Origin of the sequence: uncultured Acidaminococcus sp., from assembly GCA_900538365.1 — a bacterium.
GTDB lineage: Bacteria > Bacillota > Negativicutes > Acidaminococcales > Acidaminococcaceae > Acidaminococcus.
Genome location: UPXT01000008.1, coordinates 31968 through 56520 on the forward strand (window position 1 = coordinate 31968; position 24553 = coordinate 56520).

At 52.6% G+C, this 24553-nt stretch carries 24 protein-coding genes; 11 read left to right on the plus strand and 13 right to left on the minus strand.

Going from position 1 to position 24553, the window contains the following annotated elements; translation table 11 throughout:
- The first annotated feature begins 145 nt into the window (after positions 1-145).
- Both QZQ08_RS02975 and QZQ08_RS02980 read left to right on the plus strand, forming a co-directional pair.
- Positions 146-820, plus strand: a complete 675-nt coding sequence (locus QZQ08_RS02975) for a response regulator transcription factor (protein WP_296327621.1) — start codon at positions 146-148, stop codon at positions 818-820.
- 25 nt (positions 821-845) lie between these two features.
- Positions 846-2267, plus strand: coding sequence for a HAMP domain-containing sensor histidine kinase (locus QZQ08_RS02980; protein WP_296327624.1), 1422 nt, complete (start codon positions 846-848; stop codon positions 2265-2267).
- Between the two features lie 59 nt (positions 2268-2326).
- Here the strand turns inward: QZQ08_RS02980 and amrS are convergent, their stop codons facing one another.
- From amrS to rsxC, 12 genes are all read right to left on the minus strand, one after another.
- Positions 2327-3163 carry an AmmeMemoRadiSam system radical SAM enzyme gene (amrS, locus tag QZQ08_RS02985; protein ID WP_296327627.1) on the minus strand — a complete coding sequence of 279 codons (837 nt, stop codon included), beginning with the start codon at positions 3161-3163 and terminating at the stop codon, positions 2327-2329.
- A gap of 150 nt (positions 3164-3313) precedes the next feature.
- Entirely contained in the window at positions 3314-4708 is a 1395-nt protein-coding gene (gene amrA, locus QZQ08_RS02990; protein WP_296327630.1) for an AmmeMemoRadiSam system protein A, read from the minus strand.
- A 206-nt stretch (positions 4709-4914) separates the two neighbouring features.
- Positions 4915-5553 (minus strand): uracil-DNA glycosylase family protein, encoded by a 639-nt coding sequence (locus QZQ08_RS02995; protein ID WP_296360042.1) that lies wholly within the window; start codon positions 5551-5553, stop codon positions 4915-4917.
- Positions 5554-5566: 13 nt separating this feature from the next.
- Entirely contained in the window at positions 5567-6100 is a 534-nt protein-coding gene (locus tag QZQ08_RS03000) for a Gx transporter family protein (protein WP_296327636.1), read from the minus strand.
- Positions 6081-6458, minus strand: a complete 378-nt coding sequence (locus QZQ08_RS03005; RefSeq protein WP_296327638.1) for a NusG domain II-containing protein — start codon at positions 6456-6458, stop codon at positions 6081-6083. The genes QZQ08_RS03000 and QZQ08_RS03005 overlap by 20 nt, the downstream gene beginning before the upstream one ends.
- 11 nt (positions 6459-6469) lie before the next feature.
- Positions 6470-7462, minus strand: coding sequence for an FAD:protein FMN transferase (locus QZQ08_RS03010; protein WP_296327641.1), 993 nt, complete (start codon positions 7460-7462; stop codon positions 6470-6472).
- Positions 7463-7510: 48 nt separating this feature from the next.
- Positions 7511-8416: an RnfABCDGE type electron transport complex subunit B gene (locus tag QZQ08_RS03015; RefSeq protein WP_296327645.1), complete on the minus strand. Its 906-nt coding sequence runs from the start codon at positions 8414-8416 to the stop codon at positions 7511-7513.
- Positions 8417-8433: 17 nt separating this feature from the next.
- Positions 8434-9012 (minus strand): electron transport complex protein RnfA, encoded by a 579-nt coding sequence (locus QZQ08_RS03020; RefSeq protein ID WP_009015078.1) that lies wholly within the window; start codon positions 9010-9012, stop codon positions 8434-8436.
- On the minus strand, positions 9012-9605 hold the full coding sequence (gene rsxE / locus QZQ08_RS03025; protein ID WP_014128056.1) for an electron transport complex subunit RsxE: 594 nt from the start codon (positions 9603-9605) through the stop codon (positions 9012-9014). The genes QZQ08_RS03020 and rsxE overlap by 1 nt, the downstream gene beginning before the upstream one ends.
- Positions 9606-9610: 5 nt before the next feature.
- Positions 9611-10180, minus strand: a complete 570-nt coding sequence (locus QZQ08_RS03030; protein WP_296327653.1) for an RnfABCDGE type electron transport complex subunit G — start codon at positions 10178-10180, stop codon at positions 9611-9613.
- A complete protein-coding gene (locus QZQ08_RS03035; protein WP_296327656.1) occupies positions 10177-11187 on the minus strand; it encodes an RnfABCDGE type electron transport complex subunit D in 1011 nt (336 codons plus the stop codon). Before QZQ08_RS03035 ends, QZQ08_RS03030 begins: the two co-directional genes overlap by 4 nt.
- A 26-nt stretch (positions 11188-11213) precedes the next feature.
- Entirely contained in the window at positions 11214-12581 is a 1368-nt protein-coding gene (gene rsxC / locus QZQ08_RS03040) for an electron transport complex subunit RsxC (RefSeq protein ID WP_296327660.1), read from the minus strand.
- A 283-nt stretch (positions 12582-12864) separates the two neighbouring features.
- Here rsxC and QZQ08_RS03045 point away from each other — a divergent pair, with 283 nt between their 5' ends.
- The 7 genes from QZQ08_RS03045 (at position 12865) to QZQ08_RS03075 (ending at position 21620) form a co-directional block, all read left to right on the plus strand.
- Positions 12865-13773: a radical SAM protein gene (locus QZQ08_RS03045; RefSeq protein WP_296327662.1), complete on the plus strand. Its 909-nt coding sequence runs from the start codon at positions 12865-12867 to the stop codon at positions 13771-13773.
- An 84-nt stretch (positions 13774-13857) separates the two neighbouring features.
- The gene (locus QZQ08_RS03050; protein WP_296327666.1) at positions 13858-14556 is read left to right on the plus strand and encodes a C40 family peptidase; all 699 of its coding nucleotides are present in this window, start codon (positions 13858-13860) and stop codon (positions 14554-14556) included.
- 20 nt (positions 14557-14576) lie between these two features.
- Positions 14577-16457 (plus strand): sigma-54-dependent Fis family transcriptional regulator, encoded by a 1881-nt coding sequence (locus QZQ08_RS03055; RefSeq protein ID WP_296327669.1) that lies wholly within the window; start codon positions 14577-14579, stop codon positions 16455-16457.
- Positions 16458-16602: 145 nt separating this feature from the next.
- A complete protein-coding gene (gene trmB / locus QZQ08_RS03060) occupies positions 16603-17241 on the plus strand; it encodes a tRNA (guanosine(46)-N7)-methyltransferase TrmB (protein ID WP_296327672.1) in 639 nt (212 codons plus the stop codon).
- A 15-nt stretch (positions 17242-17256) separates the two neighbouring features.
- A complete protein-coding gene (locus tag QZQ08_RS03065) occupies positions 17257-18465 on the plus strand; it encodes an FtsW/RodA/SpoVE family cell cycle protein (RefSeq protein WP_296327674.1) in 1209 nt (402 codons plus the stop codon).
- A gap of 167 nt (positions 18466-18632) precedes the next feature.
- Positions 18633-20651, plus strand: coding sequence for a penicillin-binding protein (locus tag QZQ08_RS03070; RefSeq protein ID WP_296327677.1), 2019 nt, complete (start codon positions 18633-18635; stop codon positions 20649-20651).
- 147 nt (positions 20652-20798) lie between these two features.
- A complete protein-coding gene (locus tag QZQ08_RS03075; RefSeq protein ID WP_296327680.1) occupies positions 20799-21620 on the plus strand; it encodes a bifunctional 5,10-methylenetetrahydrofolate dehydrogenase/5,10-methenyltetrahydrofolate cyclohydrolase in 822 nt (273 codons plus the stop codon).
- Here the strand turns inward: QZQ08_RS03075 and QZQ08_RS03080 are convergent, their stop codons facing one another.
- Positions 21621-22016: a thioesterase family protein gene (locus QZQ08_RS03080; RefSeq protein WP_296327683.1), complete on the minus strand. Its 396-nt coding sequence runs from the start codon at positions 22014-22016 to the stop codon at positions 21621-21623. It lies immediately after the preceding gene.
- A gap of 154 nt (positions 22017-22170) precedes the next feature.
- On the opposite strand from QZQ08_RS03080, the gene QZQ08_RS03085 reads away from it, so the two are divergent.
- A complete protein-coding gene (locus QZQ08_RS03085) occupies positions 22171-23670 on the plus strand; it encodes a class I adenylate-forming enzyme family protein (protein ID WP_296327686.1) in 1500 nt (499 codons plus the stop codon).
- Positions 23670-24482, plus strand: coding sequence for a hypothetical protein (locus QZQ08_RS03090; RefSeq protein ID WP_296327700.1), 813 nt, complete (start codon positions 23670-23672; stop codon positions 24480-24482). The genes QZQ08_RS03085 and QZQ08_RS03090 overlap by 1 nt, the downstream gene beginning before the upstream one ends.
- The last annotated feature ends 71 nt before the right edge of the window (positions 24483-24553 follow it).

A 24553-nucleotide genomic window follows, 5' to 3' on the forward strand; every position in this document is an offset into this window, starting at 1 on the left:
CATTTTTTTGTGCAACTGATATCATCGCGATGATTTTCATCTTTTTTTCACGAAAAGGGTGTAGAATAAGACATTATTCAAGTGTTTTATCCTATCATAGCAGATTTCTTTTTGCAGATCCCCAATCTCGGAAAGGAGGAATCCCATGAAAATCCTTGTTATAGAAGATGAACCTTCTTTAAATCAGATCATTGCCAAGCGGCTCAAGATTGAAGGCTATTCCGTCGATCAAGCGGAAAATGGCCGTGATGCCCTGGAGTTCGTAGCACTGGCCGAATACGACCTGCTCATTGTGGACATCCTCATGCCCGAAATGGATGGCCTGACCTTTGTCCGCACGCTGCGGGAAAAAGACGTGACCGTGCCGGTCCTTTTCCTTACCGCCCTTGATGGGACGGAAGATAAGGTCAAGGGCCTTGACGCCGGAGGGGATGATTATTTGGTCAAACCCTTTGAATTTTCAGAGCTTCTTGCCCGGGTTCGAGCCCTCCTGCGCCGCTCTGGAGGGACGGCGGTTCCCAAGAATGAATTGCAGCTGTCCGATCTTGTCCTATCAGAGAGTGCCCATACGGTTACCCGCGGCGGAAAACCGATTGCGCTGACGCCTAAGGAATTTTCCGTGCTCGAGTACCTGCTTCGGAACCAAGGGATTGTACTGTCTCGGGATAAGATCCTGGAACATGCATGGGATTTTTCCTATGAAGGGGCTTCCAACATGGTTGATGTGTACATCAAGACTTTACGGAAGAAAATCGACCATGATTTTGAACCTAAGCTCCTTCACACCGTACGAGGTGCCGGTTATGTCCTTAAGGAATAAGATTGTTTCCTTTTCGGCTTCTGTCATGCATTTTTTAAAGGATATGCCCGTTTCCATCAAGGTTACGGCCTACTATACCCTATTTTTAGGGTTGCTGCTCCTGCTTGTGACCATGAGCGGGTTTCAGATGGCCAAGTACCTTGAAATCAAGGAGATGGATAAAGTGCTCCTGGACGTGACGGTCCGGGCCTCGCGCAACGAAAAAGCTTTCGATGTCTATGAGCGGAATGTCTATCTGTCCATCCATAACCATGAAGATAAGATTGTCTATGGCGGCATGCCGGAAGGGTTTCCTCAGGAGCACCCTCATTTTGGGGAAGGGCCCCAATCCATCAAGGTTGGAGATGTGGAATACCGGTATGTGGATATTCCGGTCCGGCCTCCGCGGGAGGGACGGGATGATCGGACGGATAACTCCTTGACGGGCATGGGGCTTGATCTCCAGCAGCCGCGTCAGGGACCCTTTGTGCCGGGAGAAAAATATGGGCATCATTTGTGGGTCCGGGGCATCATGTCCGGAGAAGCCGCTTCCAGCAGGTGGCAGAACCTGATTATGACCTATCTGGTTTTCTTTCCCCTCTTTTTACTTTTTGTCATCGTAGGGGGCTACCGGATTGTCCGCCGTTCTTTTGCGCCTGTTGCCTCTATGAGCAGGGCAGCCCGGGCCATCGGGGAAACGGGGGATCTATCTCAGCGGCTTCCTGTTGGTGAAGGCAGTGACGAAATCCATCAGATGGGACGCACCATGAACCACATGCTTGATCAGATCGAGGATCTCATGGGCAGGGAAAAACGCTTCACTTCCGATGTTTCCCATGAGCTCAGGACGCCCATTGCTGTCATTATGGCGGAAAGTGAATTCGGCAAGGATTACGCGGAAAACGTGGAAGAAGCAAAAAAGGAAATGGGCAGGATCTTTGATCAGGCTCGTCATATGAACCGTATGATTGGCCAGCTCCTCGAACTGACCCGACTTGGCAACAGGCGGTCCGTTCCCCTCTCGCCCCTTAATATCTCAGCCTATGTGACCGATATCGTAACTGACTACCAGAAACTTCCGGAAAGCAGGGATATTACATGGGATGTCCATATCGAGCCGAATATTACGGTGCCTACGGATCAATCGCTTTTTATGAGGATTTTCATCAATTATCTGGATAATGCCATGAAGTTTACCCGCTCGCGGATCAAGGTCTGCTTGTATGGAAAAGGAAACGAGGTTTTTTTGACCGTATCCGATGATGGGGTGGGGATGGATGAATCTACCTTGAAAAAAATCTGGGACCGTCTCTATCAAGCGGATGCGTCACGCAGTCGGAAGCTGAATGCCGGATTGGGCCTGGGCCTATCCTTTGTGGCTGCGGCCGCAAAGCTCCTGGACTGCCGGACCTATGCCGAAAGCACGCCTGGTGTGGGGAGCACTTTTTATCTTGTTTTTAAGAGATAAAGCAGTAAAAAAGACTGTACAGGAAAGTTCCTGTGCAGTCTTTTTGATTAAGGGAGCGGCTATACATTTCCAAGGTGGACCCATGTGAGGAATTGTTTTGCCTCATAGGAAAGCGCTTCAAGACAGGATAGGGAGGTCTCCGGGCGGCAGGCATGATAGCGGGGAAAATAACGGGTCAGATGGAGGGGAATCTCTGGGGAAAGGGAGGCAATCCATTGGGCTTCTTCTTTCATCTCAAGGCGCTGATCGTTTAATCCGGGAACAATGAGGGTCGTCAGCTCCACATGGGTCCCGAAACGGACGGCCTGAGCAATGTTTTCTTTCGTTTCCGCAAGGTTTCCCGAAAGACTGCGGCAGCCTTCTTCGGTAAAGCATTTGAGATCGATGTTCATGGCGTCTGTAAGAGGCAGCAGATCATGAAAGTGAGCAGGGTCAAGACTGCCATTTGTAACAAGGACTGTTGCAAGGTCTTTTTCCTTGATGAGCCGAAAGGTATCCATTACATATTCCAGGTTCATGAGCGGTTCGTTATAGGTAAAAGCAAGGCCGATACTGCCTCTTTCTTTATGCATTTTTTCAGCAAGGGCAGCAAGTTCTTCTGGGGCCAGGACAAGACGGGTGGTTTCCCTGCCATGTTGGGAGATTTCGTGGTTCTGGCAGAACGGGCAGGCAAGATTGCAGCCAAAACTGCCGGCAGAAAGGATGGGCGTTCCCGGGTGGAAGTGATAGAGGGGTTTTTTCTCGATGGGATCAAGGGCAAGACTGGTGAGCCTTCCATAGGACAGGCTGATCAGGCGCCCCTGTTGGTGCTGCCGTGCGCGGCAAAAGCCAATCTCACCATCAGCAAGGCGGCAGTGATGATGACAAAGGGAACAGGTAAGGATGGCAGACTTCACGAAAACACCTCCTTTGTAAAGCCTCCTAAAGGCTCATATTTCATTTCTGAGGAGCGAAATGAGAAAATATGACAAATGGGTCGTACAAAAAGAAAAAAGACTTAAAAGGCATTTTAAAGAGGCAATCTCCTTTTCCTGAAGGACGGGTGCCTAGGCGTGGCGCGTCACCGTGAAGCGGTAGAGGGAGATGGGTTCTGCGGCGCTGATGCCGCCTTTTTGCCGGGCAATCTGGACCTGTTGGGAAACACTTTCCACACCGTCAAGATTGGGAAGAAGGAGCCCCCGGCGCGTTCCATCGAGGCTTTCGGTGATGATGCCATAGCGTTTGGGGTCAAGGGCGGATTCATCTGCTGCTCGTTCTGGGACGCCAAGAATATCGACGGAATAGACAAGGTCCGGCAGTTCCTCTTTGCGTACTGCAGGAAAGCGGGGATCATCTAGGGCAGCGCTGATGCTATTTGCTATGATTTCAAGGGCCGTGTTTTCCTTCGTCGGAGCAATGGTCCCAATGCATCCCCTAAGGTTTCCATAAAGGTGGAGGGACACAAAAACACCGTGACGGGTACCTGTCAGTGCTTCTGGGAGGTGATCCGGCAAAGGCAGGGGATGCCCCGTTGTGACAATTGTTTCAACGCTCCTGCGGGCAAGGGTCATATAAGGGTCTTCCCGCTGCTTTTGGGCTTTTCGCTTTTCTGCAAGCCGCTGCTGCAGGACTCCTGCCAGCTGGCGCTCGGGATTGACCCCTGTGACGGAAAAGCCCACAACACCGTAGCCGACACCAAAAATGCCCTCGTAGGAGTGACGTGTCGGGGAAACGGCAAGGCCGTCCAAGACGCCTGCCATGATCCAAAAAGAACGGAGCCCGCATTCGGCAGCTTTCTTTGAAAAGGTGGGGTCCATGGTGAGCAGGGAGAGAAAATCCGCTTTTTCAAGAAAAGCCAGGCAGGCCTTGTCCCAAAGGGGGCCTTCCGGGGCATAGCCGTAAGGGCCATCTTCCCGGAGCTTGTGGGATAGATCCCCGCTGGCAATGAAAATGACCCGGCGTTTCAGGGCGGACGCGGCTTCGGCGATGGTCTTTCCCAAGGTATAGTGGGCTTCCGGAGAAAGGCCGGATAGGCCAATACGGACAATCTTCAGGGCGTTTACATCGCCATGTTTTTGGTAAAAGTAAAGCGGCAGGAGGGTCCCATGATCAAGCTCCGGGTGACGCGTTCCCAGGAGCCCTGCGGCAAGGCCCTTGCGTTCTGCCCTGTCACTGATTGCAGCCGCCAGGGCTTTGTCATAGCTCACGTTGATGCGGACTTGAGGAGCGCCAAACTGCCCAAAACTTCCTTCGGCCTCCGTTCCTGGGGAAATGGCAAAGTATTCCATATAGGCATCGGCATGAGGACTTGTGATGACGAGCGTATCGGCATGAAAGGATGCAGCTTCCTCCATGATCGCATCATAGGCGGCACTCGTACGGGCAATCTTCTTTTCTTCCCCTTTCCCGATTTCAGGGATAATGATGGGCGGATGGGGAACCGCGTAGGCTGCAATAATCATAGCAATACCCTTCCTTTCCTGTGGGCGCCGGAAGGCGCTTTTTTTTATTGTAGCACGAAAAAAGGCCCTTTCGCTTTAGAAAGAGCGAAAGGCCTTTTGAACAGATGAAGGAGACGGACCAAGGGGGGAATGAGTATTCAAGAAAGATGGCATAAAGTGTGAAAAAGAGGCAGGAAATCTTTACGGATTTCCTGCCTCTTCTACATTTATTCCCGCTTGCGGAAGCGGGCAAAGAGATTGATTGGATGTTCGGAACAAAAGGGATAATCGGGGACGGCTTCGAGGACTTTGGCCTTTGCCGCTTCAAGGTCATGGAAGACCTGCCACTTGGCGTCAATCTGGGCTTTCCCCGATAGGCGCAGGAGGTAGGACGGATGGAAGGTGGCAATGGCGTCAAAGCCTTGGTTTGTTCGGAACCATTGACCTCGCTCCCTCGTGATGCGGGCTTCGGGCCCCTTGAAGTATTTGAGGGCTACGCCGCCCAAGGCGATGATGACTTTGGGTGCAACAAGGCGCAGCTCTTCGTCAAGGATACGATGGGCACAGAAGGCAGCTTCTTCCGGCGTCGGTGTCCGGTTGTTCCTGGGCCGGCACTTGATGACGTTGGTTGTAAGGACATGGTCCCGCGTAATCTTGACGGACCAGAGCGCCTTATCCAGGAGCTGCCCGCTGGGGCCGATAAGGGGACAGCCATAGTCATCCTCGACGCCGCCCGGTCCTTCGCCGACAATGACAAGGGGACTGTGGGGATCCCCAAACCAGCCAACCGGAGCAATACAGTCACCGCGCAGGGGACAGGCTGTACAATCTTCCATTTTTCTTTGGAGTACGTCCAGTTCCTCCATCAAAAAGACCTCCTTATTTGCGCAGGCATTCGTTGGGTGGGACCCGCTTCAGGAAAATGCCCGCAACAAGTCCCGTAAAGATGCCCGTAGGAATTCCAATTCCGATGAGAAAGGGCAGGTAGCTCACTAGGGCCGTGCTCTGCATGAGCACCATGGCCGCAAGGATTTGACCGCAATTATGGGTGAAGGCACCGAGGACGCCAACGCCGACGGTGGAAAACCAATCCTTCTGGACGGCAAGGGCCATGAAAAGAAAACTTAGGACCGCACCGGCAAGGCCAATGCTGAAGCCTGGGGAAAAAAGGCCGGTAAAAAGGAGGCCTGTCAAAAGGATCCTCGCTGCCAGAAAAAGGGCCGTCCGTTCCGTTCCGTAGAGGTAGAGGACGATGATGGTCACGGCATTGGCAAGGCCCAAATGGGCTCCCGGCAAAGGCAGCAGGTAGGCTACGGTTGATTCGGCAAAGCGCAGGGCAATGGCCGCTGCCAAAAGGATCCCAAGCTGGGTCAGGTCGTGGGCACTGAACCTCTTAGCGGAGGATGGCATCATGTTCACGCTCCTTTGCAGTACTTTGGAGGGTCAGAAGCACTTTTTCCGGGACGCAGGCAATGGTTTCTCCCGGTTTCTGGATCCGGCCTTCCTTGATGCAGATTTTATCGGGGCAGGGTGATGATTCAACCCAAGCTCCCTCCTTATTATAGACGATGATCATCTGTCCGTCATCCACATCGATGGTCAGTTTCGTATCAGCCGTAACTTTTCCCAGGTCCACGCGCTTGATGACGGCCCGATCTTTTTGGATGACCAGTTCCTTATGGGTTCCCTTCTGGGCCATATTGATGAAGAGAAAGCTGAGTACGGCTGCAAGAGCCATGACGGCAATGAGCCGTCCGTCATTTTTGCGCATGAAAACCTCCTTTATTGATCTTGGACAAAGCGGTCCTTGAGTCCGCTGGAAATGTAGAGCGTTCCGTCCAGGTCTTGATAGACCATTTCAAGGGACAAATTGTTTTCAACAAGGGCCATGGCGTCCTTGGGCGTCATGACAAAGAGCAGGGTGGAATAAAAATCCGCCCAAAAGGCCGATTGGGTGACGACCGTGACTGAATGGGCATTGCGGCTGGGCCAGCCTGTCCGGGGATCGAGAATATGATGGTAGCGGATGCCGTTGACTTCATAATAGCGCTGATAGTCGCCGCTTGTTGCAATGGCCGTACCGGGAGGAACTGAAAGGGTTCCCAGGACCTTTTCCGGATCTTTCGGGTCCTGGATGCCAATGCGCCAAGGTTTATGATCAGGCTTTTCCCCAAGGACCTTGATATTGCCGCCGGCGTTGATGAGGGCGGTTTGAAAGCCGCCTTCTTTCTGGAGGACCTTGGCCGCTTCTTCTACGGCGTACCCCTTTGCTACGGCCCCCAGATCGAGCTGGGTTCCTGGCATGAGGGTAAGGGTTCCCGCTTTTTCATCGATGCTGACGCGGGTGCCTTTGGTCAGGGTGAGGGCTTCAGCAATTTCAGCTTTGGACGGCACGATTTTTTTCTCGCGGCTGTCATTCCAGATCTTGATGACAGGACCTAAGGTGAGGGAAAGTTCCTGATGGGGATGGCTAGCTGCGCTTTTTAGGATGGCAAGGAGGTGGGGGGCCGCTTTTTGGGGACCCATCCCTGCCTTTTCATTGATGGCATAAAGGTCATCGGGACCATGGGACGCATAGGAATCCGTTTCATCAGCAATTTCTTGGAAGGCGGCAAAAGCTTTGTCGGTTGCGCTTTTGAGGGTGGCCTCACTTTTCCCTGCTGTTTCAATGGTGACGATGGTATCCATCATGAAGCGCGTGTCCTCATGATGGATGATGCTGTTTTGGTCTTGAAAAAAGCAGCCTTGAAGAAACAGGCTGCTTAAAAGAATCATCCATATTTTTCTCATCATAGATCCATTCTTTTTGAAATGGTGCCTAGCTTACTGCTGGGCTTCTTGGTTGAGGTTTTCTGCCGTCTGGCAGGCAACGCAGCCCACCGGATCCGGTCTTTTTGCTGAGGGCTGGGGAGCTTCAAGCGGCGTAACCTTGACCAGGCACTTGCGTGGGCATTTCTGTACGCACAGACCGCAGCCAACGCATTTGTCGTAATCGATGACAGGGATACTGCCATTGACGCCGTCTTCCATGGTGATGGCTTGTTTCGGGCAGTTCTTGGCGCACAGGCCGCAGCTGATGCAGGAAACGCCGCAGTCCGTCATAGCGGCTTTGCCTTTTTCACGGTTGTTGCACTGGACGAGGACCTTGTTCGAGGCTTTCATCATTTCGATGAGGAACTGCGGGCACGTGCTGGCGCAGGCACCGCAGCCAACGCATTTATCATAGTCGAATTGGGGCAGGCCATTTTCGCCCATGGACAGGGCACCGAAGCTGCAGGCGTCGACGCAGGCACCGCAGCCAAAGCAGCCAAAGTTGCACTGGCCAGGGCCGCCGGCGGTAGCCGCAGCGAGGAAGCAGTTCTTAACGCCTTCCCGTTTGTATTTGGCAGGGCGGTTTTCTTTGCAGCCATTGCAGTGGAGACGGGGAATCATGCGGACGGCGTTTTCGTCGTCGTCAGCTGCAAGGCCCATAACCGCTTTGATGGCCTTTTTGTTTTCAGCAGCACAGGCTGCACACTTCATGGCACCTTCTTCTTGGCCAGCGACAATGGCATCTGCCATGGCAGCGCAGCCAGCATAGCCGCAGCCGCCGCAGTTGGCGCCCGGCAGGAGGGCCAGGATTTCATCCTTACGGGGATCTTCTTCAACGGCCAGTTTCTTGCCGGCGATGGCAAGGATGGCACCGAAGACGCCGCCCAGGATGGCAATGATAATAACAGCAGTTTCCATATCTTTCAGCTCCTAACTCAATGAATACCGCTCATTCCCATCATGGCGATGGACATGCAGGCGGCCGTAATCAAGGCAATCGGCAGGTTTCTCAAGCAGCTGGGGATCATATCCTCATTGAGCTTTTCGCGGATGCAGGAGAAGAGCAGGATGGCCATGGTGTAACCCAGGGACGTGCCGATGGAGTTGGCAACAGACTGCAGGAAGTTGTAGTTGGATTCAACGTTGATGAGGGCGATACCCAAGATGGCGCAGTTCGTGGTGATCAGGGGCAGGTAAATCCCCATGGCCTTATGAAGGGCGGGCATCGTCTTTTTCATGAACATTTCAACGAGCTGGACCAAGGTCGCAATGGACAGGATGAAGACGAGGGTCTTCAAATAGGTCAGGTCGAAGGGCACCAGGATGAGGTGGTACAGGGCATAGGAAAGCATAGTGGCAAGCAGCATAACGAAGGTTACGGCTGCACCCATGCCAAGGGAGTTGTTGAAGTTCTTGGAAACGCCCAAGAAGGAGCACATGCCCAGGAACCGGGACAAGATGATGTTGCTGACGAAGATGGAACTGAATAAGATTCCAAAGATACTGTCTCCCATTAACGAGCATCTCCTTTCTGACGGAAGTAGTTAACCATAGCAAAGACGAAGCCCATGGTCAGGAAGGCACCTGCCGGCAGGATGAAGATGAGGACCGGGGTGTAGGCGCTGCCAAGCACGACATGACCAAAGAGTTTGCCGGAACCGATGAGTTCACGGAAGAGGGCAATGAGGCTCAGGGCGAAAGTAAAGCCAATGCCCATGCCGATGGCATCGAGGGCGGAGGAAACAACGCCGTGTTTGCAGGCAAAAGCTTCTGCACGGCCCAAAACGATGCAGTTAACTACAATCAGGGGAACGAAGACGCCCAGGGATTCATACAGGGCCGGAACAAAGGCGTTCATCAGCATTTCCAGGATGGTTACGAGGGATGCGATGACGACGATGTAAGCCGGGATATGGACCTGATCAGGAATGAGTTTCCGGATCAGGGAAATGATGATGTTGGAGAAGAACAGGACAAAGGTAAAGGCACAGCCCATACCGACCGCGTTCTCCAACGATCCGCTTGTTGCCAGGGAGGGACAAACACCCAGGAGCTGGACAAACAGCGGGTTTTCTTTAATGATACCTTTTGTCAAATCTGACAGCATGCCGATCAGCCCTTTCCGTTAGCAAAATTCTTCATGTAGTGGTCGCGTGCCGCGTTAACGCCCGTAACGACCGCTCTCGAAGTGATGGTGGCAGCCGTGATGGCACGGATGTCATTGTCCTTCGTGGGATCTTGTTTGGTAACAACAAGGTCATTTTTCAGGGATTTGCCTTTGAACTGAGCCTGCCATTCCGGTTCGGTGCTGCGGGCACCCAGACCCGGGGTTTCTGCATGGCTCAGGACCTTGATGCCTGTAATGGTCCCTTTCTCGGCATCGATGCCGACCATGAGTTTGATCTTGCCGCCGTACCCGCTGGGATCGACAGTGTAGATATAACCGTTGGCTTTGCCGCCTTTACTGGATTTTTGAATGTCGCTGATGAGGTCTCCCGGGGCCTTTTCCTTTTGGAGGTCACCCAGGTCAGGGAGGACCTGCTTGTAAGCTGCTTTCGTATCAGCTTCGTGTTTTTTGGCAATGATTTCCTTGGTCCCTTCATGGGCGCCAGCAACGAGGGCAACACTGGCAGCGCAGGTGATGAGAAGGGTGGATGTCAGTTTTACGAAGAAATTACTCATTTTTTGAGACCTCCTCCGAAGGATACGTTCCGGACGAACCGGTCAATCATCGGGGTAACCATGTTCATCATCAGGATGGAGTAGCAGACGCCTTCGGTGTAGCTGCCACGCAGACGGATCAGGGAGGTCAGGACGCCTAGGCCAATGGCATAGATGATCTTGCCTTTTTTGGTAATCGGGCTCGTGACCCAGTCAGTTGCCATGAAGAAGGCGCCAATCATGAGACCGCCGGCAAACAGATGATACAGGGGGAAGGTGCTGGGGTAGCCCATAACGGCACCGTACACACCCGTCAGGATGGCAACTGTGACGAGATAGAAGACAGGGATACGCCAATCAATGAGTTTCTTGTAGATGAGGTAAAGACCGCCAAGCACGAGGGCCGGTACACAGGTTTCACCAAGGGATCCGCCGACATTGCCCCAGAAAAGGTTCATGAGGTCAGGAAGCTTGACTGCACTGGCTGCACCGCCGGCCTGCCAGATTTTTTCCGTGGCGCGCATGACAGCAAGCGGGGTGGCTGTGCTGACTGCGTCGGAAGCAGCTGCCGTAGCCGGAAGGACCCAGTTTGTCATCTGCTGCGGGAAGGAAGCCAGCAGGATAGCACGGCCGATGTGGGCCGGGTTGAAGATGTTGCAGCCCAGGCCGCCGAAGACAGCCTTGCCGACAACAATGGCGAACATGCTGCCCATGGCCGCAAACAGGGGCGGCATGGAGGCCGGCAGGCACATTGCAAGGAGCAGGCCCGTCAGGGCTGCACTGCCGTCCTGTACGGTGTTGGGCTTGTGCATGACTTTATTGCAGATGGTTTCAAAGACAATGGCAGAAACAACACAAGTCACCATGACAATGGCGGCGCTCATGCGGAAGTAATAAACAGAAGCAATGATAGCCGGTACAAGGGCCAACATGACTTCTCTCATGGACTTGCCGATGGTCAGCCCGCAGTGCATATGCGGGGAGGAGGTGACAAGAACCAATGGCGTAGGCTCTTTAATAGGTTCCATAATCAATATCCAGTCCTTTCGCGTAATTATTTATCCAGTTTATAGAACGGGTTGTGGCCGCCATGGCCTTTTCCCCTGATGAACTGTTTGCCCATGCGGATGTACTGGACCAGAGGAATATGGGCAGGGCAGACAAAGGCGCAGGACCCGCATTCGACGCAGGCATGGCAGGAGAACCGTTCTGCTTCTTCCCAGTTCTGGCGCTTGACAGCTTGAACGATTTCCGTCGGTTCCAGTTTCATGGGGCAGGCGTCGACGCAGCGAGCGCAATGGACGCAGGGGCTGGGTTCGACATATTGAGCAAAAGGAGATTCGGAATTGAAGATAAGGACTGCACCGGACCATTTAGCAATGGGGTAATCGAGGCTTGGCGTGGAAAAGCCCATCATCATCCCGCCGGAAATGAGTTTGCCCGGAGTGCCTTTGAGACCGCCGGCAGCCAGTTCTACAGCATCGCTGTAGAGCGTGCCCAAGCGGCAGATGTAGTTGCCCGGTTTATTGACGCCGTCACCGCTGATGGTCGTGACACGTTCATAAAGAGGGATGTTCTTTTTCACCATGCGGTAGCAGGCAACTGCAGTACCAACATTATCGACGATGACGCCTACATCGGCAGGCAGTCCGCGGTCAGGAACCGTACGGCCAGTAGCTGCGTAGATCAGGTGTTTTTCGGAACCTTCCGGATACTTTTCTGCACAGACGCAGACTTCGATGTTCGGTTCGGAAGCGACTTTTTCCTTAACAAGAGCGATGGCATCGGGTTTATTGTCTTCGATACCGATAATGCCTTTTTGGGCACCGGAGGCCATCATGAAATATTTCAGGCCTTGGATCATTTCATCAGCCCATTCGAGCATGATGCGATGGTCACCCGTAATGAAGGGTTCGCATTCGATGCCGTTTAACAGGATCGTGTCGATGGGACGGGCCCCTTCTTTCGGCGGCGCGTACTTGACAGCTGTCGGGAACGTTGCCCCGCCAAGACCGGCAGAACCGCCTTCCCGCAAGGCCGTGCGGATGACATCCGGCGTGATTTCCTCGTCGCTGCGTTCCTTGATGGTTTCGCAGGGCGTATCGAGTTTGTCGTTCTTGATGACGACGCACTGAGAAATCGTCCCTTGGGGCATGTAGCGATTTTCAATGCGCAGGACCGTGCCGCTGACGCTGGCATGGATGTTGGTGCTGACGAAACCGCCTGCCTCACCGATGACCTGACCTAGGGTTACCTTATCTCCTGCTTTGACGACCGGCTTGGCCGGTGCGCCGATATGCTGGGAGAGAGGAATGTAGACCATGTCAGGTGCGGGACATCTTTCGATGGCCACTTTGTCAGTCAAGGACTTGCTGGGAGGTACATGGACACCACCCATAAAAGTTGCTTCTTGTGTAGACATGTAGTTCACCTCTAACCTTTCATGTTCAACTTCAAAACAAAATTATATATGGTTAAGAAGTAAATTACAAGTAGAAGGAGGAAGTCTCCTGTGGATAAGATATCCCTTATGACGGAAAATTTTTCTCAAAAAGTTTACAAAACGTAATGTAAAAAAGTGTAAAATAGTTTATAATAATGAACACGATACAGGTGGACTTGTACAACTGTAAGAATTGCGATAATGCTTTGAATATACTGACTATATTTATTGGAAGACTTTTTGTGTGAGAAAGGAAATCTTCATGTTTGGACTGTACTTTGATGATTATGAGACGCCGGTTTTCCGGCCCCCTAGTGAAGCAAACAGTTTCATCCTTCGTGTCACCCGGGGCTGTGCCCACAATCGCTGCACGTTCTGTGCCATGTATAAGGATGTTCCCTTCTCGGTCTATATGGACGAGGCTGTGGAGCGACAGATTGCCATGGCCGCCCACTATGCCGGTGAGCAGGTGCGGCGCATCTTCCTTGCTGATGGGGATGCCCTTGTCCTTCCGACGGAAAAGCTCCTTGCTCTTTTGGCCCGCCTTTATGCGACGTTTCCCAATCTCCAGCGCGTCACAAGCTACGCGGGGCCAAAGGATATCCTCCGCAAGAGCGATGAAGAGCTGCTGCGTCTCCGAAAGGCCGGGCTCAAGATGCTTTATTTTGGCCTTGAAACAGGGGACTCGCAGCTCCTGAAGCAGATTCAAAAGGGGGTAACCGCCGAAGAATCCATCGCGGCCGGACAGAAAGTCGTACGAAGCGGTATGAAGCTGTCCATGATGGTCATCGCTGGTCTCGGCGGTGCGGCAGGATCTGCGCGTCATGCCCTTAAGACCGCATATGCAGTATCCCAGATCCAGCCCGACATGCTGAGCGTCCTGACCCTGCGCCTATATAAAGGAACGCAGATGTTAAGGGAGTTTGAAGAAGGCAAGTTTGAGCTGCTGTCGCCTTGTGGCTTGGCTGAAGAGGTGAGGACGTTCCTCAGCCATATTGAGCTGCCGCCGGACCGTCACTGTCTATTTAGGAGCAACCATATTTCCAATTATGTCCCCCTCAAGGGCACGCTTCCCAAAGACCGGGACCGCTTGATCCAGGAACTTGATGTTTCCATCGGAAAGCTTTCGAAATTGACGGATTGGGAAGTTTATACTAATATGGAGTATTAAGGAGATTTCAAGAGGCAGTTGGCCTTTTTACCATAGGGGAGAGGTTCCCCTTTCAGCTAGCTTTTAGGAAAGAGGCGTCTATAAATGAAAATGCGAAGACTGTTAGCTGCATTCCTCGTTGCTATGATTGCCCTGCCGATGTCGCTGGGCTTTGCTGCAAAGAAGAATGCCCCCCTCAAAATCGGGGATAAGGGATGGAAGGTCAAGACCGTCCAAATCAAGCTGAACACCCTTGGCCTTAAGACACCGCTGACGGGGAAATATTCCCGGGACCTGGAAAAACAGGTGCGGGTCTTCCAAAAGACCCATAAGCTGCCTGTTACGGGAAAGGTGGATGACAAGACCTATTTCCGCATCAATGAAGCTGCTTTTGAAAAAGAGGGAATCCATGGCGTCAAGGGCAAGGATGTGGTAAAGACTGCTTCCAAATATAAGGGCGTTCCTTACAGTTTCGGAGGAACCACGCCGCGCGCCTTTGACTGTTCAGGGTTTGTTCAGTATGTCTTCAAAAAGCATAAGGCTGCCTTGCCGAGGACGGCGGACCTTCAGTATGAAAAAGGACTTTTCGTGACCATGCGGCAGCTAAAGCCCGGCGACCTGGTGTTCTTTACGACTTACGAACCGGGGGCTTCCCACGTAGGGATCTATGCAGGCAATGGGCTCTTCTGGAGCGCAACCTCGTCGAAAGGGGTCCGTCTGTGCAGCCTTTCCGAGCCATATTGGCGGTCCCGTTACTATGGTGCCAAACGGGTCCTTGTTTCTGGGAATCGGTCTTATCGTTAACAAGTTGAGGGAGGAAGTTCATGATTAGGGAACGACGCAATAAGGAAAAATTGACGAGTTATTATAATAAGTTCATTGAAGAAGGCATCATTGACCCCAACGTCCATCCGTGGGTCGCTGAATCGTGGCGCCGCTGCGATGCCCGCAAACAGAACCATGAGACGATGCCGGCAAATGGTGTGCGCCTTTCGGCAAATGAATTAGCCCGGCAGCTGGAGCTGCACAAAGATGTCCTGACCTATGTGGATGGACTTTTTGAACAGAATAAGCAGTATTTCAACTCCCATAATCTGTCCATGATCATCGTTGATGAAAAGGGCTATGTCCTCAAGAACTATGCCCTGCCGTTTTTCCAGCGGAGCATTGATGATATCCAGGGTATGCGCGTCCTCGAAGAGGACTGCGGTACGTCGAGCCTTTCCGTGGCCCGCAGCCACAATGTTCCCTTCCTGATGTTCGGACCGGAAATGTGGGTCCGCGAATGCCATTCCGGTGATGCCTGCTCTGCGCCAATCAGTGTGGATGGACAGAACCGGTACTTTTTGTCCATGTTCAGCCTGGACCAGAATGATCTGCCTTATGACATCCTGCTCAGCCTGCTCATGACCATGAAGTATTCTGTCGAAAACTACCTCAGGATGATTGAATATTGGAAGGTCTGCAACATCATCTCCGAAGACATCCCTGCAGCCATTTTCTGGGTCAATCGGGATGGCTCCCTGCGCTATGCCAATGACCGGGCCCGTCTGCGTATGGATGAAGGGGCCCGCATGGAAGATGTCTTCCTGAACTATGAACATATTCCTGTACAAAAAGGTTTTGATGGCAAGAAGACGATCCGTAAGGAAATCACGTGGATTACCCAGGACCGCACCTATGAAGATGTGACGAGCGTCTTGCCCGTCTATAACGGCGGCCGTGTCGACAGTGTCGTTGTCATCACCATGTCCATCGAGGATCTAAAGACCACCATTGCCCACGCCACGGGTTACAGCTCCCGCTACAGCCTTTACAGCATGGTCGGCAATTCCAGCGAGTTCCAAGCCTTGCAGCATAAGGCTGCCCGTGTCGCTCGCGGGGATAATAATATCCTCCTCCAAGGCGAACCAGGTACGGGCAAGCAGCGCCTTGCCCACGGCATCCATCAGGCAAGTCCCCGCGCTGCGGCTCCGCTCATTACGGTGCGCGGTCACGAGGGACCGGAAGAGGAACTGGAAGAGGAATTTTTTGGTAAGACCGATGGTACGGGCCATCTGGCAGCCGGCAGTTTGGAATTGGCCAATGGAGGAACGCTCTTCCTTGATGAAGTGGAAAAGTTCCCGACTAAGCTGGGAGATGTCTTGGCCGATGCCTTGAAAAACGGTGTTCTCAATAAGGAGACAGGCGTTCGCCGGAAATTCAATGTCCGCATCATTGCGGCCTGCGATTCGAACTTGAAACGTCTGACCGATAAAGGACTCTTTTCCAAGAGTCTCTACGAGCTGGTCATTGGCACCGTCGTCCGGGTACCGCCCCTGAGGGAACGGGTGGAAGATGTGGAAGTCATTGCCAACCATATCCTAACAGAAATGGCGGCTCGTCACAGCATGCCTACCAAGACGCTTTCCCACGAGGCCATGGAACTCCTCAATAGCTGCCACTGGCCGGGCAACATCAAGCAGCTCCAAGGGGTCATTGAACAGGCCTTCTTCCATACGGCAGGCAGTGTCATCGACGCCAGCCATATCAAGCTGCCTGGGGAACACCGCATTGAAAAATCCTGGAAGCATGATAAGGATGCCTTTGTCGCAAGCTGGAAACAGGCCGGCGGCAACATCAGCAAACTGGCCATTATGCTTGGGGTCAGCCGCGTGACACTTTACCGCTACTTGAAAAAATACGACCTAGGTCCCAAAAAATAAATCAAGGACAGTATAGGGACGCATCTGTCCCGGGAAAGGTGCGCTTTGCGATCAACAAAACGCATCTTTTCGTGCTTTTTGTGAATGCCTTGTAAATGGCTGCAAAAAGCCAGGATAAGATCACCCTAAGGAGGAGCCCAAACCCATGCGTTTACGAAAAAAGCCCTGGATATCCCAGGCCCTGGAAGACTATAAAGGAAAAGAACTGCTCGAGGACGGTCTCGAGGCATACAAGGGGAAATGGCGTGTCCTTCTGGGCGATAAACCCCTTTTCCTTGAAATTGGCTGTGGAAAGGGGCAGTTTATCAGTCAAATGGCCCAACTTCATCCGGAAAATGCCTACCTTGGCATTGAAACCCAGCGGGATGTCTGTTACTATGCCGTGAAAAAACTGCGGGACCTGGAACTTGATAATGCCCGTATCCTGCGGGCTGACGCAGCCCATCTGCTTGACTGGTTCGAAAAAGGGGAAGTAGAGGGGCTCTACCTTAACTTCAGCGATCCCTGGCCCAAGGCCCGTCATGCAAAACGGCGCCTTACTTACCGCAGTTTCCTTGCTCTTTATAAGACCATCCTCAAACCTGCTGGGCATCTGCGGTTCAAGACCGATAACGATGCGCTTTTTGAGTTTTCCTTGGAAGAATTCAAGGAATTTGGCCTTCCCCTTCTCACCGTAAGCAGGGACCTCCACCATACGGAGATCCTTAACGAAGCACAGACAGAGTATGAACAGCGCTTCAGTGCCTTGGGAAAGAATATCAATTTCTGCGAAGTTGTTTTTTAGTGGGAAAGGAATTGGATGATGAAGGAGAAATGCATCTTCAAAAATCCCAAGATCGCGATGGTGATCCTCATCATGGCCTTGATGATAGCCGGCGCCCTCAATGTCTATAGTGCCAGCTTTGCTATGATGGGCTATGGAAAAGGGTATTTCAGCGGCTATATCGCAAGATATCTTCTCTTTGGGGTCATCGGCCTGTTTTTAATGGGATGGTTGGGCTGGAAAATGGACTATCATCGACTCCTGGGACGGCGGGCGGAAATGGTGATTGCCTTTATCAATATCGTTTTGCTCGTCGCCGTTGATTTGGCCGGTCATACGGCTAAGGGGGCCCAGCGCTGGCTGTCCCTTGGTCCCGTCAGTTTCCAGCCTTCGGAATTGGCTAAGCTTGCCATCATCCTTTTAGGTGCCGCTTACCTCGGAAAGGTCATGGAACAAGGGAAAAAACCTTCTCTTGTGAATCGTTTTTCCTTTGCTGTAGCCATCATTGGCCTCCTTGTTTTCAAGCAGCCTGATATGGGAACCAGTGCCATTTTGATTGCCATTGCCTTTTTCCTCTATGTTCTTGCTGGGCTGCCAACCCTCATGGTCATTGGGACGATCCTTATCGGTGCAGTGGGCGCCGTTGTCGGCGTCGTTATAGCTCCCTACCGGCTGAACCGCATTTATGTCTGGCTCGATCCTTTTCGTGACCCCCAAGGTCTCGGGTACCAAATGGTCCAGTCCAAAGTCGCTATTGGCAGCGGTGGACTTGGCGGTCTTGGGCCTGGCCAGGGACTGGGAAAATATTTTTATCTTCCTGAAGCCCACACGGATTTTGCTTTTTCCGTATTTTGTCAGGAACACGGTTTTTTAGGGGCGTTCGTCCTCATTGTCCTTTTTCTCATGCTTGGTTATGTAATCTATACGGTAGCGCGCCGGACGCACGACCATCAAGGATTTCTCCTTGTTATGGGCGTCAATTTCCTTGTCGTTGGACAGGCCTTTGCCAATATGGCCATGGTCTGTGGGATCCTGCCAGTCATTGGGGTGCCGCTGTCCTTTATCAGTTATGGGGGAACGAGTCTTGTCACGACACTCCTTGCTATGGGGCTTGTTTTCTCTGTCTATCATGACGAAGTGCGCCGGGAAGAAAAGGAAGCCCCGCCGACCTTTCCCCTCCGTCATTCGCATCGGCCTCCCTTTGTGGGAACGCCGCGCTATCAGAAAGACAGGTGGAAAAAATGAAGCACCCATTTTTCAATTTTTTCCGCAAAAAGAAGCAGAAAAAGGCGCCTGAGGGTCCTTCCTTCCCTCAGTGGAACCGTCCTTCGGGACGAAGAAGGCAGCCCTCGGAAACTGACCGTGCTTTTTCAGCGTCTGCCGCGCATGAACGCAGCCGCCGGATCCTAACATTGGAAAGGGATCGCGGGACCTTGAAGCAGGGACAGGAACGCAGCCGCATCTTGAGCCTTGCCATGGTCTTGTTTGTCGGTGCCATTATCCTGCAGCTTGTGAACCTGCAGTTTGTCCAAAAGGATTTTCTTGCCCACTGGGCCCTGAATCAGATCAGTGGAGAAAACCTTGAAATTGTGCCCCGCGGGAGCATTGTAGACCGTAATGGTGAAGAACTGGCCGTGAGTGTGGCTTCTCGGTCACTTTACGTCAATCCCCAGGAACTGGTTGACGATCCTGACCGCTGGCCAAAGGGCAAGATGCCGGTTCGGGATGTGCGGCAGGTGGCTGCTAATCGTCTTTCCCCCATTCTGCAGATGCCTGCTTCAGAGCTCATGGAACTTTTTACTGATAAGCAGAAAATGTTCTTATGGGTGAAACGAACCTTGGATCCCCGCGTTGCCCAGGAAGTTTCTGAGGTACTGGATGAAGAAAAAATCCCTGGATTTCACTTCAAGGAGGAAAGCAAGCGGTATTATCCCAAGGATAACCTTGCCGCTCAAGTCATCGGATTTGTCGGAATCGATGATAAAGGGCTTGAAGGCGTGGAAGCTTCCATGGATACGTATCTGCGCGGCGTCAAGGAAAAGCAGACCAATTACACGGATGCCAAGGGCAACCTCATTGGACCGTCCGGCCTGAATGAGGTCCAGATCCAGCGAAAGAATACCGTACAGCTGACCATTGACGCACGCATGCAGTTCATCTTGGAGCGCGGACTTGACGAAGCCATCAAAAAGACAAAGGCGGCAAGCGCCGCGGCAATCCTTATGGATCCCAATACGGGAGAAATCTTGGGAATGGCAAGCCGGCCGACTTTCGATCCCAATCACTTTGACGACGCGTCCAGTGAGGCCTATATGAACCGCGGCGTAGGAATCATTTATGAGCCTGGGTCCGTCTTTAAACCCATTATGGGTTCCGCCGGCCTTATGGAAAAAATCATTACGCCGGAGACACCCTTTCATGATGAAGGATCCATCGATGTCGGCGGACGGCGCATCCGTAACTGGGACGGCCGTGGATTGGGCAATATCAAGTTCGAGGATATCATCAAGTTTTCTGTCAATACGGGCATGGCTTCCCTGGGACTCAAGCTCGGCGGAGAAAAGGAAACCGAGTATGCCAAGCGCTTTGGCTTTGGTGAGGCTACGGGAACGGATGTACCGGGCGAAGAAGTGGGAATCCTTTATAATCCAAAGGACATGGTTCCCTCTGATGTCGCTACCATGGGAATCGGTCAGGGGATTGCTGTCACACCGCTTCAGATGCTACGGGCCATCTGCGCCATTGCAAACGGTGGAAACCTCGTCCGCCCTTATGTCGTAAAGAAAGTGACCAGCCCTGATGGCAAGGTCATCAAGGAAAACAAGACCCAAGTAGACCGTCAGGTCATTACGCCGGAAGTGGCCTCCCAGATGCGGGCCATGATGGAAAAGGTTGTTTCTGAAGGGGGCGGCAAATCGGCCCAGATCAAAGGCTACAAGATTGCAGGCAAGACGGGAACCGCAGAAAAGCTTTCTCCCAAAGGAGGGTATATCCCCGGTGTCTATATTGCTTCCTTTGTGGGCTTTGTTCCCAGTGACAATCCTCGCTATGCCATGATCATCATGATCGACTCTCCAAAAGGTGCCTATTATGGGGCCCAGGTCTCAGCACCGATTTTCCGTGATACGCTGCAGCAGATTCTTGTGGCTCAAGGTGTCCAGCCGAGCAATAAGGCCAATCTTAAGACCATGGATTCACTTGCAGAAAAGGATGACGGAAAGGAAGGGGCCCTGCCCAGTCTTGTTCCCAGCGGGGAAAAGGCAGTTCGCCTGCCCAACCTTGCCGGCTGGTCCCTGCGGGAGACGATGGAGATCCTTCAAAAGGGCGGCCTCAAGCTCCTGCCCATTGGCAGCGGAACCAGCTTCAAGCAATCCCCGCCGCCGGGGACAACTCTCCATGAAGGGGATGCTGTAACGGTTTGGTTCCGGTAAAGCGTTGTCACAGTGGGGCTCCTTGTAGTAGAATAAAATCAGGTGGATTCTTATCAGACTGCAACAGTCTTCTTAGAGGAAACTGTTGCAGTCTTTTTTATGGGGAGAGGGCTGCTCTCCTCATTCCCGAAGAAAGGATGAATCAACGTGAAACGACAGCTTGTCCTTAAAGGTAAGCCCGTGGCTGACGCGATTCGAGAAAAACTGGTCTCCCGGTTTTCCGAATGCGAAGCAACCTTGGCCACTTTTATCATAGGAAACAATGCACCGGCCCATGTCTATAAGCGGAGTCTCTTGAAATGCGCTGAAAGCCTGGGCGTTAGGACGCGGGATGTGGAATTGCCCGAGAGCGTGACTCAACAGGAGGCTGAGGCCGCCCTTCGGGCCCTCAGCGATGATCCGGCTGTGACGGGAATCCTGCCCCTTATGCCGGTACCGCCTCAAATCAAGCAGATGGCTCTCATGAGCTGCCTTGATCCCAAAAAGGATATGGACTGCCTCCATCCCCTGAACAGTGGAGAATTTTATCTGGGCATCAGTCCTTGGGGCCCCTGTACGCCGCGGGCCTGTATTGCCCTGCTTGACTATTATCATATCCCCCTTGTGGGCAAACGGGTCGTCATGGTGGGGTACGGTGATGTGGTTGGCCGTCCGCTCACGCTCATGCTCGTCGATCGCCATGCGACAGTCACCGTATGCCGTTCCAAAACGAAAAATCTGCCTAACATTCTCAGTCAGGCAGATGTGATTTTGAGCGCCGTTGGCAAACCAAACTTTATCACCGAAGATATGGTTCGTGAAAACTGCGTCCTTGTCGATATTGGGCTCTCTTCCCTTGATGGGAAAATGGTGGGCGATATTTCTGAAGGGGCAAAGCTCAAGAAGGCGGCTGCTTATACGCCTGTTCCTGGTGGGGTCGGGGTCCTCAGCAATCTCATGGTCATGGAGACCCTGACGCGGAACCTTTGATCAGCTGTCGTATCTTGTCTTGAGCTTATTCATGAATTTTTCCTTTTTGACCAGGAAGCGTTCATGGGATCCTTGTCCAATGATGCCGTGTTCGTCGGAAGCCGTGAGCTTAAAGGAAAGCTTGCGCCCGTCGACACCGACAAGAACGGCCTTGGCTGTTACCCTGCGGCCAACAGCGGTTGCCGCGTCATGGGAGATGTTGAGACTGATGCCGACACTTGTCGTATCCTCATCGAGAAGGGGTTCCACCAAGTTGCAGGCAGCCTGTTCCATAAGGGCAACCAGGGCCGGTGTAGCAAAGACATCGAGACTGCCGCTCTTCATGGCTTTTGCTGTGTTTGTGTGCATGACCATGACCGTTGCTTCAGCAGCGGCACCAATCCGAAATTCTGTCATAATGATCCACTTCTTTCTGCAATATTTTTAAAATCCATTCGTTATCATTGTATTCATTTTTAGGTGTTTAGGCAAGGGAGGGGGGAGCATTCCCCCCTGTTTCCGCAAGGCATGGAGATAGGGGCCTGCCTTTATGCCATAAGGAGGGAGAACCATGTTGTTCCACGATATTTTTGCCCATCATCCCAAGGAGCGGGAAGCCATCATTGACCAGGATCGCAGCGTTACCTATGGTGAGTTTCAGGACCTGGTGGAGCGCTGGGCCGCTTATTTTGAAGCCCTGGGTGTAAAAAAGGGGGACCGTGTCGGCCTTGTCAGCAAGAACTGCCTGGAATTCGTTGTCACCTATTTTGCTGTCATCAAGGCTGGCGGCGTCATCGTTCCCATTAATTTTCAGCTGGTGCCGAGGGAGATTGCCTATATCGTCAAGGATACAGCAATGAAGCTTCTTGTCGTAAAGGAAAAGCTGCCTCTTGAGGAACCGCTGCAGGAGCTTTCTGCCCCGCCTTTGAAGCAGCTTACCTTTGATGAGCTGCTTCATGCGCCCGACCGGGAATTTGTGCCCGTATCCCTTACGGAACACGATCCGTCGACCATCATCTATACATCGGGAACGACGGGCAAACCTAAAGGGGCCATGCTCAGCCACGGGAACCTTTACGCCAATGCCCGTGATTTTATGGAATCGATTCCTTTGACAGCAGATGATACGGCCTTGTGCGTCCTTCCTATGTATCACTGTTTTGCCTGGACTGTATGCGTGGCCGGTCCCCTGCTTCGCGGCGGACGGATCGTCATCCAGGCAGTCTACCAGTTCAAGGCGGCCATGCGGCTTGTAAAGCAGTACGGTGTAACGATGTTTACTGGCGTGCCAGCCGTGTACCGTCTTCTTCATGAGAGCCGTGATCTTGATTCTGTCGATTCTGTCCGTTATTTCATCAGCGGCGGGGCTCCTTTGGGGCTCGACCTCGCCCGCAGTTTTGCCCTTAAGTTCGGCCGTCCCGTCCTTGAGGGATATGGCCTTTCTGAAGCCTCCCCGGTTGTCTCCGTCAACCTGCCCCATAAGGTCAAGGCCGGTTCTATTGGCCCGACCATTGCCCATGTTGAGGCAAAGATCATCAATGCCCATGGGGAGGAAATCCCTCATTTTGAACGGGGGGAACTTCTTGTTAAGGGTCCCAATGTCATGCTTGGCTATCTCAATCTACCGGAAGCGACGGCTAAGGCCATTGAAAAGGATGGCTGGCTTCATACCGGTGACGTAGGGTACATGGATGAAGATGGTTTTATCTTCCTTGTCGATCGCGTCAAAGATATGATTATTTCAAGCGGTGAAAATGTGTACCCGCGGGAAATTGAAGAGGTTGTAAGTGCCTATCCTGGCGTGGAGGAGTGTTCCGTCATTGGCATCCCTGATGCCCTGCGGGGTCAGTCCATCTGTCTTTATGTGGTTTCGCGGGAAGGAGAGACCATTGATAAGAAGGCCCTGCGCCAGTACCTAATTGGCCGCATTGCCCCTTATAAGGTGCCGCGGGAGTATTTTCTTGTTGAGTCCCTTCCCAAAACAGCTTTGGGCAAGGTTCGCAAGAATGTCCTGCGCGATGAGACCGTGGCCATCCTGTCGAAAAACAAGTTTGCCGGGAGGGCCCTGTGATGAAACGGTTCCTTGTCCTCATGGCGCTCGCCGCGTCCCTTCTCCTGACAGGATGTGCCCGTGGAGAGATTACGGTAGAACTTTCCCGCTTAGGAGCGGCGGATCTTACGGCCAAGCTCGTCACGCTTCCCATCCTTCAGCCAACGGCGGAGACCTTTGAAGAGGACTTCAAAAAAGATGGTTATACAGTCCAAAAAGTCGATGAAGGTGAATATAAGGGGTTTGTCGCCCATCGTCACTACAATCAGCTTTCGGACATCAAGGAATCCAAGCTGCTGCGGACCTATGACTTTGAAACGTGGTCCCATGCGGCTCAGTATGCCGTGAAAAATAACGGGGCTGCTGAATCGGGGCCCGAGGATAAGGGCCTGCGCCCTGCCCTTCCAGCAGAACGGCATGCGCCTGTTGTGACCTATCATGGGGGATTTCTTTTTGATACAGTGAGCGTTCACAGAACCGTCCAGCTCAGCCCCCGTGAGGCGATGAAAGACCCCCGTACGGCGGGAATCCTGCGCAGCATCATGAGTCAGTTTGACCTGCGCTTCATCCTGAAGCTGCCGACCCGTGTCGACAGTGCCAACGCAACGAGCGTCAGTGAGGACGGCAGGGTCCTTATGTGGCGTCTGCCCTTGGGTGAAGATTCCGATCTTGATGCCTCCGTGACCTATCTAAATCCCATGAAAGCGGCAGGATGGATTGTCCTGATTGGGGTCTTAGGTGGGTTAGGATCTGTTTACTTCCGGAAACGACGCAGGGAAAAAGCCCTCGAAGCGTTAGAAAAGAAACAAAGCGATGAGACCAACTTGTCCTGAAAAATTCACTGCCCACCCTAAGCGTAAAATGTTTCTCGGTAGGGAAAAATAGTCCTTGCAAAATAAAGGGG